Origin of the sequence: Allocoprococcus comes (assembly GCF_013300725.1) — a bacterium.
GTDB classification, from domain to species: Bacteria; Bacillota; Clostridia; order Lachnospirales; family Lachnospiraceae; genus Allocoprococcus; species Allocoprococcus comes_A.
The window spans coordinates 44,017-57,387 of record NZ_JAAIMM010000010.1 but is presented as its reverse complement, the minus strand read 5'-3'; the positions used below and the strand labels follow the sequence as shown (position 1 = coordinate 57,387).

Below are 13,371 nucleotides of genomic sequence, written 5' to 3'. Positions count from 1 at the left end.
ATGGATTACAAAGAAACGTATGAAAAAATTCTCGAAGAATACAGGCAGGTATTCGAAAGAGTGGATCAGCAGAATATGCGTGAGTTTATTGATGAAGTAAAGGCGCATGACCGGATTTTCCTGATCGGTGTCGGACGGGAAGGTATGGCGACAAGAGCGTTTGCCATGAGACTGATGCATATGGGAAAAGAGATCCACTGGATCTGGGACGACACAACCCCGTCGATCGGAGAAGGAGATCTTCTGATCGCAACCCTTGGGGATGGACGTATCGGACATATCAATTATATCTGTGAACGTGCAAAAGAAGCGGGAGCTATGATCTATGTCGTGACCGGATCACCAAGCGGTGACACTGCAAAAAATGTTGCGGATAAGGTATTTTTTGTTCCGGCTGCAGTTTACAGAGGAACGGATGATGTGGTTCCGTCTTTCCAGCCAATGGGAAATCTGTTTGAACAGTGTCTGCTGATATTATTTGATATCATCATCATGACAATTGTAGATGAGACACCGGATCTTACTTTTGAAAAAATGTCAAAGAATCATCGAAATGTTGAATAGCGATAAGGGATAAGGAGGCATTATAAATGGGAACAAAGAAAATTTTAAATAAAGACGTATCAAATGTTGTGGAAGAAAGCCTTGCAGGATATCTGATGGCATATAGAAAGTATTATAAAAAAGTTGGCGAATACAATGCATTTACTTATAAAGGACACAGAAAAGATAAAGTTGCACTTGTAATCGGTGGTGGAAGCGGACATGAACCGCTGTTTACCGGATATTGCGGAGCAGGACTTGCAGATGCTGTTGCGTGTGGAAATGTATGTGCTTCCCCGAATCCGGAACTGATCATGGAAGCTGCAAAAGCAGTTGACCAGGGAAAAGGTGTCCTCTTTGTTTATGGAAACTACGCAGGAGATAACCTGAACTTTGATATGGCAGAAGAAATGTGCCAGGCAGAAGGAATGAAGACGGCACATGTTCGTGAGTGGGATGATTTTGCATCAGCACCGAAGGAAAGAATTACAGACCGCCGTGGTATTGCCGGAGATGTATACACCATTAAGATTGCCGGAGCTGCATGTGATGCGGGACTCAGTCTGGAAGAGGTTGTCCGCATTACAGAAAAAGCAAGAGATAATACAAATACCATCGGACTTGCAACATCACCTGGAACACTTCCGGGAAATGACAAACCGACATTTGAAATCGCAGACGATGAGATGGAATTTGGTATGGGACTTCACGGTGAACCGGGAATTGAACGTACAAAGATGATGCCTTGCAGTGATATGGTTGACCGTATGTACAAAGAGCTGAAAGAAGAGATGGGATTAAAAGAAGGCGATGAAATCGCAGTTCTGGTCAATGGACTTGGATCTACACCACTTCTTGAACTGAACCTTGTATTTTATGAATTACATAAACGTATGCACAAGGATGGACTTAAGATCTACGATACAGAAATCAAGACCTATTGTACCTGTATGGAAATGGGTGGATTTTCAATCACATTCCTGAAACTGGATGATGAACTGAAACCATATTATGATGCACCGTGCTATTCACCATATTATGCAAAAGGATCTGTATCTGGTGAGACCGTTGAAGATGACGGAGAAGATGAAGAAATCGAGTTCGATGAAAATGATGTAGAACCGGCAGAGATTGTGAGAAGCAAAGAAGGCGAACTTACAGAATTAAATGCAGAAGATACAAGAAACATGCTTCTTTATATTGCAGATAAGATTATTGCAAATAAACCATACCTGACAGAAATTGACAGTGCGATTGGTGATGGAGATCACGGAATCGGCATGGCAGGCGGTATGCAGAAAGCAAAGAAAAAACTGCTCAAAATGCAGGGTGAAGAGAATGCTTACCAGCTGTTTGAAACCGCAGGTCAGGCAATGCTGATGTCTATGGGCGGTGCTTCAGGTGTTATTTTCGGAAGCCTGTATCTGGCAGGTGCAAAGGGAATGGATCCGCAGGCAGTGATCACAGCAAAAGATCTGGCTGATATGGAAAAGAAGAGCCTTGCTGCAATTCAGGAAAGAGGAGGAGCAGAAGTTGGCGATAAGACCATGGTAGATGCACTTTCACCGGCTGTCGATGCTCTTGCGGCAAATGCAGACAAAGGACTTCTTGAAATGTTAAAAGCAGCAGAAGAAGGTGCAAAACAGGGTGTTGAAAATACAAAGAAATATGTTGCAAAATTCGGACGTGCAAAATCTCTGCTTGAAAGAGCAATAGGACATCAGGATGCAGGAGCAACTTCTGTATATCTGATTTTCCAGGGAATGAGAGAATTTGTAGAAGGAAAACTCGCATAATAGGTGATGGAGATGGAAAAGAAAATTAACTGGGGCGTTCTTGGCTGCGCAGCAATTGCAAAGGTAAGAACCATTCCGGGACTTTTACAGACAGAGAATGCCAGTTTTTACGCCGTTGCCAGCAGAGGAAAAGAAAAGGCAGAGGCATTTCAGAAATTGTACGGAGCTGAAAAAGCATACGACAGCTATGACGCACTTCTGGCAGACGAGAATGTGGAAGCTGTCTATATCCCACTTCCGAATTCCATGCATTTTGAGTGGGTAGAAAAGGCAGCAAAAGCAGGAAAACATATTCTTTGTGAAAAGCCTCTGGCATTGAATGCAAAAGAAGCTGAGAAAATGTATGAAATCTGTGAAGAGCATGGAGTTCTGCTCATGGAAGCATTTGCTTTCCGGCATGCGCCACTGGTTCAGAAAGTAAAAGAAGTGATCGATGAGGGCAAAATCGGAAAAGTGAAATATATTGAGTCACATTTGACAGATGTACTTACTGATATGTCAAATATCCGTATGAACCAGAAGCTCGGAGGCGGTTCATTCTATGACATGGCATGCTACAATATCAGCACGATCAGCTATCTGATGGACTTAAAAAAACCGGTGAAGGTAAAAGCACTGGCAGAGATGGATCCGGAGAGAGGTGTGGATGTAAGTAATACAACACTTCTGATGTATGAAGATGGAACACAGGCAGCAAGCTATTCTTCACTGAATTCTTATTCCAGAGGTTATTATGCAGTGGTAGGTGAAAAGGGACGGATCGAAGTTCCGTGCAATTTCAACTGCAGATATGTGCAGAAATTTACAGTTACATCAGAAGGTGTGGTAAATAATGTAGAAATTTTGGACGAGAAAAAGACGGAATATATGGTATTCTGCCCAGATAACTATATGCTTGAGATTGAACAGTTTGGCAGATGTATCCGGGAGGGCGAGAAACCTCTTGTCTCAAAAGAAGAGACGTTGCTGAATGCTTCGATTCTGGACCGCGCATTTGAAGATGCAGGAGGAAGATCATGTTAGTAACCTTAAAGGAAGTGCTTGAAAAAGCAAAACAGGAAAAATATGGAGTTGGTGCATTTAACTGTACATCTCTGGAATCCGGAATGGCGATTATAGCTGCGGCAGAGGAGCTGAAAAGCCCTGTGATTCTGCAGTATGCGGATTCACACAGACATCTGATTTCCATTGATGTGATCGGACCTGTTATGCTACAGCTTGCAAAAGCGGCAAAGGTTCCGGTTGTTGTACATCTGGATCATGGTGCAAGTATTGAAAGCTGCAGGCATGCTGTCGATATGGGATTTACTTCGGTGATGTATGACGCATCTGCAAAGCCGTTTGAAGACAATGTTCAGGAGACAAGGACTGTTGTAGAATATGCACATAAAAAGGGGGCTTCTGTAGAAGCAGAGCTTGGTCATATCCTGACTTCAAAAGCAGGTGCGGCGGAAGGAAGCGGAAAATCCTATACGCGTGAAGAAGCATATACGGATCCTGCAATGGCAAAAGAATTTATTGAAAAAACAGAAGTGGATGCACTTGCAATTGGATTTGGAACAGCACATGGTATTTATACAGAAAAGCCGGTGCTGGATCTGGATCGGATTACTCTGATAAAAAATGCGAAAGATATCCCGTATGTGATGCACGGTGGTTCCGGCTTAAGCGAAGAAGAGTATAAAACTGCGATTAAAAATGGAATCTGCAAGATTAACTATTATACATATTTATCGCTGGCGGGTGGAAAAGGTGTGATGCAGTATCTGAATGATAAGAAGGAAACAGATGCAGTGTTTTTTGAAGAGATAGCTAGAGCTGGAGTGACTGCAATGCAGGCGAACGTGGAAAGTGCAATGAAGATTTTTGGATCTGATGGATGTTTTTAAGTAAATATTAGGGATACAATCTTGTGAAGGGGCGCATGAAAAAACGAAAGTTTTTCCATGCGGCTTTTTTAACATTTATTGTTAGCATGAAATTTTGAATAATTTAGTATTAACCAGGCAACAACTGACAACCCTGCAAAAATCAGTGTAACAGCAGCGAGTCCCAAAAAGAAAAATCCAAGAGAAATCTGATCAAATACCTTTCCCATAATTCCATAGCACAGAGCAGTGGTGCAAGTGCGCAGCATAGAAACAACGGACAAGATAGTGGCACGATATTTGGAGTCTATATAGTCCTGGATAATACTGTCAGAAACAGTAAAAAGTATTTCCGGTATAAAACAGGCAATAATTGTAAAAATCAGGAAAACAGAAGGATTTTTCATGTGCATCAATAGCAGAAACAGAAATCCCTGTATGAATAAACCATATATAAATACCTGTTTGTGATTTAATATTTTCAAAATAAATCCAACTAACAGGTAGGCTACTGAATTGATAAAATACGATGCGGAAAAGAAAAATCCAATTGTTGAAATATTGATGTGAATTCGGTCCAAAAATAGCTGATTCATATTATAATATCCGCCAAATATACCATCTGTTATGCTGGAAATGAGGATGAAAAAGCATAAAATCGTTCCCGGTCTGTATTTCTTGAAATCTGTTTTAAGATGAACTGCTTTTGAATTATGTTTCGGTTCATCAATATTTCGCAGAAATACAATTGCAAAAAGCATGGTAACTATTTGAATTTCGTAGACAAGGTTCCATGAACATGCAGCCAGTTCTCCACCGATAAAGATTGAAATACCAATTATCAGTGATTCAAGTGAAAGAACTTTTGAATTTATTTTCAAATAGTCATTTTCAGTATGCTCTCTTTTTAAAATATCATATAATAATGCACTGTTACTACCGGTGACAAATGTGTAGGCAAATCCTTCCAATCCTGCTAGAATCATAAAAGCAACCGGTTTTTTGGAGATTATCATTGTAAATGAATGAAGTGCGAGTAAAAAGCATCCGAGCATCAGGGAGTTACGTTTTCCGAATTTATCACCAAAATAGCCGGTAGGTATTTCAAAAATGGTGATGGAAATATTTAACACAATGGAATAAAGTGCCACTTCGGAAACGCTTAAACCTTTGTGGGTTAAAAACAGCAGAAAAATTCCGCGGGTCAGGGCGATGGAAGTTAGTACCGTATATAGTGTGTAAAAAAGTAAGTTTTTGCTTTTATAAAATGGTTTCATGAGTGTATCTTTTTTTGATAATATTTGTGAATGAAATACAGTTATTCTTTAGTATATCATACATGAATTTATAAAGAAAGAAATATATAGAGAAGTGGGAAGTAAGCATTGCTTACTTCCCACTTCCCGGTTATAATTAGAATAACAGAAATTAAGTCAGAAAGGATGAATTCAATGGAATATATAACATCTCTACAGGCAGCAGATAAATGGAATCTTTCAAAACGTCAGGTAAATGCGCTGTGCAAAAGCGGACAAATATATGGTGCAGTAAAAAAAGGACAGCGTTGGATGATACCGGAAGATGCCGTATATGAATCAAAAAGATCTGGTGAAAAACAGCCAGATCTAATTGGTGAAAAATACCTGAATCTTGGGAATGAAGGATTTTCCACCATCCGAAATAGTGAATATATTGATAAATCCGGTCTGATCGCATTTGTAAACCGTTGTCTGAATACGCCACAGAAGCTGATCTGTGTCAGCAGACCGAGACGTTTCGGAAAATCTTTTGCGACAAAGATGCTGTGTGCATACTATAGTAAAGGGTGTGATTCCCGTGAATTATTTTCGGATCTTGAGATTTCGAGGGATGCGACTTTTGAAAAATATCTCAATCATTACGATGTGATTTATCTGGATATTACTTTGTTTTTGTCTACAATGAAGCAGGATGATACGTTGGTAGAACAGATGGAGCGGGAAATCATAGAAGATCTGGCAAAAGCATATCCGGTAGTAAAAGGGCAGTCAAAGCTTCTGGATGCACTTTGTATGATTTACAAAATTACCGGAGAGAAGATAATCCTTATTATTGATGAATGGGATGCTATGTTCCGCGAGTGCAAAGGAAAAGAGACAATTCTGGATTCTTATATTTTACTGCTTCGTTCCCTGTTCAAGAGTAGTCTGACAGACCAGCTTTTTGCAGGCGTCTATATGACTGGTATATTACCGATCAAGAAGTACGGACACGAATCGGCAGTCAGTGATTTTTATGAGTATACGATGGTAGAACCAAGTCCCCTGCAGAAATATATTGGATTTACCGAAGAAGAGGTACAGTATCTCTGCCAGAAATATGAAAAAGATTACCGGGTGATGCGGCAGTGGTATGACGGATACTATGTCGGAGGAATCCATGCGTATAATCCAAAGTCCGTTATGGAATCAATTCTTCGGAATAAATACAGCAGTTACTGGACAAAAACGGAGACTTATGAAGCACTCAGAGATTATATTGACCTGAATTTTGATGGTCTTAAAGATGCTGTGATTGATATGCTTGGTGGAGCGACCTGTGAAGTGGATACGGGTTCCTTCCAAAATGATATGACTTCCATGAAAAGCAGAGATGATGTGCTTACTTTGCTGATTCATCTCGGATATCTGGCGTACAATGAAGATGACAGGACGGTATTTATTCCAAATGCGGAAATCCGGCAGGAGTTTATCCGTGCTATTAAAAATGGAAACAGACAGGAGCTTATGAAAGCGGTGATCCGTTCTGATAATATTCTGGAAGCAACTTGGAAAAAAGATGGAGAAACGGTAGCAGACATTATCGATGAAATTCATGACGAGGATACAGCAGAAATTTTCTATAATAATGAGCAGGCACTTAGATCGGTTGTAAAAATGGCATATCTGAGCAGTAAGGATTATTATACAAAGATGGAAGAACTTCCGGCAGGAAAAGGAATTGCAGATATTGTATTCTATCCAAAAGCAGGAAGTGAGAAACCGGCAATTATTGTAGAACTGAAATGGAATCAGACGGAAGAGGCTGCGCTTGCTCAGATAAAGAAAAGAAATTATCCGAAGAGTCTGAAAGAATATCATGGAGAAGTACTGTTAGTAGGAATTAATTACAAAAAAGCAACGAAAGAACATACCTGTAAAATAGAAGAGATTACTCTTTAATCAGGCATTTATGGAGGAAGAAAACCATGCGATTTCTTCATTTATCAGACCTGCACCTCGGCAAGCGTGTGAATGAATTTTCCATGCTGGAGGATCAGGCATATATTTTAAAAGAGATACTGAATATTATCGATGAGCAGAAGGTGGAAGCTGTTCTGATTGCGGGTGACGTTTACGACAAAGTGATTCCGTCTGCGGAAGCAGTGCGGCTTCTGGATGATTTCCTGACAAGGATCGCCGCGCGGGAACTGCCGGTGTTTCTGATCAGTGGAAACCATGATTCAGCAGAAAGAGTTGCTTTCGGTTCAAGACTGATGAGCAGCAGACAGATCTATCTTTCACCGGTATTTGAGTCGGATGTAGAACCGATAACGATAAGTGACCGGTACGGTGAGATCCATATTTACATGCTTCCATTTGTGAAGCCGTCTCTGGTAAAAAGAGTGTATCCGGAGGAAGAGATCATCACCTATCAGGACGCGGTAAATGCGGCAGTGCAGCATATGCAGATCGACACAGACAAACGAAATATCCTGCTTGCGCATCAGTTCGTGACCGGTGCGGCAAGGTGTGATTCGGAAGAACTGTCAGTGGGTGGTCTGGATGATGTGGACGCTTCGATATTTGACGGATTTGATTATGTGGCACTTGGACATCTCCACGGACCGCAGAAGATCGGGAAAGAGACAGTGCGGTATTCCGGAACGCCACTCAAATATTCCTTTTCCGAAGCTAACCAGAAAAAGTCAGTAGTCATCGTGGATGTAGAAGAAAAAGGAAAGATAAATATTCAGCAGATTCCATTTTTGCCGAAACATGATATGCAGGAGATCAGAGGAACTTACATGGAAGTGACTGCGCTGGATTTTTACAAGGATATGAAAACGGACGATTATCTGCATATTACGCTGACCGATGAAGAGGATATTCCGGATGCGATCGGGAAACTCAGAACGATTTATCCGAATATCATGAAACTGTCTTATGACAATCTGCGGACGAGAGCGGCTGTGACGGTGAGAGGAACAGCAGAGGTAGAAGAGAAATCCCCGATGGAGCTTTTAAAAGAGTTCTATGAGCTTCAGAACAACCAGCCGATGACGGATGAGCAGGAAGAGATTGCCAGAGGAATGATGGAAGAGATATGGGAGGATGAAAGATGAGACCGATAAAACTTACGATTTCTGCATTCGGACCGTATGCAAAAGAGACAGAGATCATTCTGGATGAACTTGGAGAGCGGGGGCTTTATCTGATCACCGGTGATACCGGTGCCGGAAAGACCACGATTTTTGATGCGATCGCATTTGCGCTTTATGGTGAGGCAAGCGGAAATGAAAGAGAGCCGGGGATGCTGCGCAGCAAATATGCGGATCCGAAGACGCCGACCTTTATAGAACTGGATTTCCTCTATCAGGGGCAGATCTATCATATCCGGAGAAATCCGGAGTACATGCGCCCGAAGGACAGGGGCGAGGGCATGACGCTGCAAAGAGCGGATGCGATACTGGAATTTCCGGATGACAGGTTGCCGGTCACAAAGGCAAAAGAGGTCACAAAAGCGGTGACAGAACTGATCGGTCTTGACCGGGGACAATTTACCCAGATTGCAATGCTGGCGCAGGGAGATTTTATGAAGCTGCTGTTTTCAAAAACGGAGGAGCGCAGCAAAATTTTCCGGGAGATTTTCCATACCAGGCCGTATCTTGCATTTCAGGAAAAAATGAAAAATGCAAGCAGCAAAATGCAGGAACAGTACGAGGATGTCAGCAAAAGTATTTTGCAGTATATGAAGGATATCAGCTGTGATGAGGATGACGTGCTTGCTGCGGATGTGAAAAAGATCCGGGAGAGCAAAGCAGTGGTTCATGCGGATAAGGTTCTGGAAGTGTTGGAAACCCTGACGGATCAGGATGCCGGGCTACTCAAAGAAAAGAAGAAGGATCTGACCGAAATTGAAAAAAATTTGGAGGAATTGAACCGAAGACTTGGAAAAGCAGAAGCGGTGGAACGTGCGAAAAAGGAACTGGAAAAAGCGGAGCAGACGATAGCGGAGAAGATACCTCAGCTTGAAGAACTGGAAGTGGCACTGAAAGAAGAACAGAAAAAAGTGCCGGAAAGAGAACGTCTGGCAGAAGAGATTGGAAAGAGGCAGGAAAAGCTTGCAGAGTATGACGAGCTGAAAAAACTACAGAAGCAGATCAAAGAGCTTGAGAAACAGATTGAGATATTAAAGGGCCGGGAAAGCCAGTATCAGGAAAAGAAAGCGCAGATGCAGGAGCAGCTGGAACAGAAAAAGAATTTACTGGAACAGCTGAAGGATGCGGAAATTAAAGTTCTGAAAGTTACCGCAGAACAAAAAGAGGTTTCAGTAAGAAAAGAAGCGGCAGAAGACATTCTTATTCAATATAAAAGATACCAAAGACAGAAGAAAAGTGTGGAAGAGGCGCAGAAGGCATACCTTGTCATGCAGGAGGAATGTACAGAGCGAAAGACACAGCTTGCCTGGATGGAGAGAGCATTTCTGGACGAGCAGGCGGGGATTCTTGCAAAGGTTCTGAAAGCGGGAGAGCCGTGTCCGGTGTGCGGATCGATTCACCATCCATGTCCGGCACAGATGACGGAAGGTGCACCGGAAAAAGAAGAGCTTGAAAAATACCGGAAAGAGACTGCCGATGTGGAGAAAAAGACGAATGATGCGAGCCTTAGCGCAAATGCAAAACTGGTTCAGTTAAAAGCGTTGGAAGAAGAAATCCAAAAGAGTGTGAAAAGTTTTGACAGCAGCATACAGGAAGAAGAGATTGAAAAATCGCTGACGTTCATCGGACAGCAGATGAATGCACTCGGTGAGGCAGAAAAGGACTTACGGAAAAAGCTGGAAGTAGCTAAAGAAGCAGTGGCAGATAAGCAGAAGCTGGAAACAGAGATTCCGGAACTGGAGCAGATGCAGAAAAAGCTTCAGGAGGAGGAGCAGGAGCGAAAGAATCAGCTCCTTGTGTCTGAGAGGGATAAAGCAAATATAGAGGAGCAGGCTGTGAAGGTGCGTGGCAAACTGGAATTTCCGGAGAAAGCGGAAGCGGAGCAGCAGATCAAAGAGCTGGAAAAGCGGAAAAAAGAGATGGATAAGAATCTGGATATTGCCCAGAAAGCGTTTCGGGAATGCAGCCAGACGGTGGAAGCAGCGAAGACGAAGAAGAAAACGCTGGAGAAGCAGATCGCAGGCAATAAAGAGACTGATATGGAAGAACTTGTACAGGCGCGGCAGGAAGTATCGGGGGCGAAGAAAGAACTTCAAAAGCAGATGGATACGTTGAAGATTCGCTATGAAACGAATCAGAAAATCCTGCATGAGATTGATAAGCAGAGTGCAAGGCTTCTGGAACTTGAACGGAACTGGACACAGGTGCGCGAAATTTCCGATACGGTAAATGGAAAGATCAAAGGCGGATCCAAAGAAAAGATCAAGTTTGAGACCTACATCCAGACCAACTATTTTGACCGGATCATTGCCCGTGCAAATACAAGATTTATGGTGATGAGCGGCGGACAGTATGAGCTGAAAAGACAGACAAATACCGATGACCGGAAGAGCCAGAGTGGTCTGGAACTGAATGTGATCGATCATTACAATGGTTCTGAGCGAAGCGTGAAGACGCTTTCCGGCGGGGAATCCTTTAAAGCTTCTCTTTCGCTGGCACTTGGACTTTCCGATGAGATCCAGGCATCGGCAGGAGGGATCCAACTGGATACCATGTTTGTCGATGAAGGATTCGGCTCGTTGGATGAGGAGTCGCTGGAACAGGCGATGAAAGCACTAAACGGTCTTACGGAAGGTAACCGTCTGGTGGGAATCATTTCCCATGTGCAGGAACTGAAGGTAAGAATTGATAAACAGATCGTGGTAACAAAAGAAAAAGCAGGTGGCAGCAGAGTGGAACTTAAGATTGACTGATCTGCATAAGGATAGAGAAGGAGAGATTGGAAAATGGCAGATATTTATGGAATGCTGGATGAACTTCAGCACCGGGCGGCAAAAGAAGAGGACATAAAAGAAAAGCTTCTTGCAACCAGAAAAGAAGAAGAACCGTTCAGTGCATTTTGCAGAGTATGCAGGGAGCTTGGTTATGAGATTTATGAAATGGAGCTGATCTGTGCCGGAGAAGAATTTCATGCTGAGATGAAGCGGAGCACCAATGGAGGTGGGGAAAATTCACCGAAACTGGAAGGAGAAGATGATTTTTATGAGCTGTTTTTTGCAGGACTGGAGCAGAAGGAAAATAAAAATCTAAGTGAATAAAAATGCCAGGAAGAAAAGGTTTCATCTTTCAGATATACAGTAAATATGTTAAGATAGGTACAGACTATTCATAAAATATGCAAGAATATACAATTTGAAAGAGCGAATATAAAAGGAAAAAGGAGTAAAAATCATGCCAGTTTTTGATTTTAAACACACACCAGATGAAAAAAAGGCCCCGGAATGTACTTATACAACATTCCGCTCGAATGAGACAGAAGCGACAGCGGAGAAACCGATGCTGGTTCTTGATAACAGCAACCGGAAATGGAAACACCATTCCTGCGGTGTTTTCACAAACCCGATCAAGAAGACATCCTTTGAGTTTGATGAAGAGGATGGAACTGTAAGTGCGGACATTCTCCAGATCGATGCGAGATTTGTAAGCCTGATCAAATGGCTGGGCGAGAATCACATCAATGTCCGTCTTTCCGGTGAAAACCGTGCAGACGGCTATGCAGTATACAAGATCCGGGAGATCGCATTCGGTGGGGCAACCAAGCTTTCAGCTGAAGATGGTTTCCTGCAGTTCATGATCGAGCGTCTTTTCGCAAGCAGTGCACCGACAGAAGAAGCAGTGGATGAGGAAATGGAAGAGGACGGCGACAGCATGAAGCTGACAAGTCTGCAGAGTATCACCGATTTTATGAACTGTGCAGGAAGAACCCTTCCGGACAATATCCGTCTGTGGGCAAGAAGAAACCTTGCTGTTGCAAGATCACATGAAGTGTCACCGGAAGAAAGAAGACATGCGCAGAGAGCTCTTTCAATCATGATGAATATTCAGTGGAAGAGCAATTATTTTGAATCTATTGATCCGGATGAGGCAAGAAGAATCCTGGATGAAGAACTTTATGGAATGGAACGTGTTAAACAGAGAATCATTGAGACGATCATCCAGATCAACAGAACGCACACGCTCCCGGCATACGGAATCCTTCTGATCGGACCTGCCGGAACCGGTAAATCCCAGATTGCCTATGCGATCGCACGTATCCTGAAGCTTCCGTGGACAACCCTGGATATGAGTTCTATCAATGATCCGGAGCAGCTTACCGGAAGTTCCCGTGTATATGCCAACGCAAAACCGGGTATCATTATGGAAGCATTTGCAGCGGCAGGAGAATCCAATCTGGTATTTATCATCAACGAGCTGGATAAAGCGGCATCCGGAAAAGGAAATGGAAATCCGGCGGATGTACTGCTTACTCTCTTGGATAACCTTGGATTTACAGATAACTATATCGAGTGTAATGTTCCGACAGTTGGTGTATACCCAATCGCAACTGCCAATGAAAAGGATCAGATCAGTGCGCCGATCATGTCCCGTTTTGCGGTTATTGATATTCCGGATTACACACCGGAAGAGAAGAAGATTATCTTCTCCAGATTTGCACTTCCGAAGATTCTGAAGAGAATGAGCCTTCGTCAGGATGAGTGTACAGTGACAGATGATGCCCTGGATGTGATCATTGAACTTTACTCCCATACATCAGGAATCCGTGATCTGGAGCAGGCGGCCGAGCACATTGCAGCAAATGCACTGTATCAGATCGAGGTTAATCATGTAAAAGAAGTTGTGTTTGACGGAGAAGCAGTGAGAGCATTACTTTCATAAGAAAATTAAAATATAAAAATGTAAATTAAGTCCATATATTTTTCACATG

At 42.6% G+C, this 13,371-nt stretch carries 10 protein-coding genes; 9 read left to right on the top strand and 1 reads right to left on the bottom strand.

Annotated elements, in window-relative coordinates; all coding sequences use genetic code 11:
• Genes G4407_RS07225 through G4407_RS07210 form a run of 4 tightly spaced genes read left to right on the top strand, consistent with a single transcriptional unit; the run spans position 1 to position 4,228 of the window.
• Positions 1-564: an SIS domain-containing protein gene (locus G4407_RS07225; RefSeq protein WP_173688300.1), complete on the top strand. Its 564-nt coding sequence runs from the start codon at positions 1-3 to the stop codon at positions 562-564.
• Positions 565-590: 26 nt separating this feature from the next.
• Positions 591-2,339: a dihydroxyacetone kinase subunit DhaL gene (gene dhaL / locus G4407_RS07220; RefSeq protein ID WP_173688299.1), complete on the top strand. Its 1,749-nt coding sequence runs from the start codon at positions 591-593 to the stop codon at positions 2,337-2,339.
• A gap of 12 nt (positions 2,340-2,351) precedes the next feature.
• Positions 2,352-3,362, top strand: a complete 1,011-nt coding sequence (locus G4407_RS07215) for a Gfo/Idh/MocA family protein (protein ID WP_243259158.1) — start codon at positions 2,352-2,354, stop codon at positions 3,360-3,362.
• Positions 3,356-4,228: a class II fructose-bisphosphate aldolase gene (locus G4407_RS07210; RefSeq protein WP_173688298.1), complete on the top strand. Its 873-nt coding sequence runs from the start codon at positions 3,356-3,358 to the stop codon at positions 4,226-4,228. The genes G4407_RS07215 and G4407_RS07210 overlap by 7 nt, the downstream gene beginning before the upstream one ends.
• Positions 4,229-4,296: 68 nt before the next feature.
• Here G4407_RS07210 and G4407_RS07205 read toward each other — a convergent pair whose 3' ends face one another.
• Positions 4,297-5,484, bottom strand: a complete 1,188-nt coding sequence (locus G4407_RS07205; RefSeq protein ID WP_173688297.1) for an MFS transporter — start codon at positions 5,482-5,484, stop codon at positions 4,297-4,299.
• A gap of 174 nt (positions 5,485-5,658) precedes the next feature.
• On the opposite strand from G4407_RS07205, the gene G4407_RS07200 reads away from it, so the two are divergent.
• From G4407_RS07200 to G4407_RS07180, 5 genes are all read left to right on the top strand, one after another.
• Positions 5,659-7,407, top strand: coding sequence for an AAA family ATPase (locus tag G4407_RS07200; RefSeq protein WP_179963118.1), 1,749 nt, complete (start codon positions 5,659-5,661; stop codon positions 7,405-7,407).
• A 26-nt stretch (positions 7,408-7,433) separates the two neighbouring features.
• Entirely contained in the window at positions 7,434-8,570 is a 1,137-nt protein-coding gene (locus tag G4407_RS07195; protein ID WP_173688296.1) for an exonuclease SbcCD subunit D, read from the top strand.
• Positions 8,567-11,359 carry an AAA family ATPase gene (locus G4407_RS07190; protein ID WP_173688295.1) on the top strand — a complete coding sequence of 931 codons (2,793 nt, stop codon included), beginning with the start codon at positions 8,567-8,569 and terminating at the stop codon, positions 11,357-11,359. Before G4407_RS07195 ends, G4407_RS07190 begins: the two co-directional genes overlap by 4 nt.
• 33 nt (positions 11,360-11,392) lie before the next feature.
• Positions 11,393-11,704, top strand: a complete 312-nt coding sequence (locus G4407_RS07185; RefSeq protein ID WP_173688294.1) for a hypothetical protein — start codon at positions 11,393-11,395, stop codon at positions 11,702-11,704.
• A gap of 133 nt (positions 11,705-11,837) precedes the next feature.
• A complete protein-coding gene (locus tag G4407_RS07180; RefSeq protein WP_173688293.1) occupies positions 11,838-13,322 on the top strand; it encodes an AAA family ATPase in 1,485 nt (494 codons plus the stop codon).
• Positions 13,323-13,371: the final 49 nt, after the last annotated feature.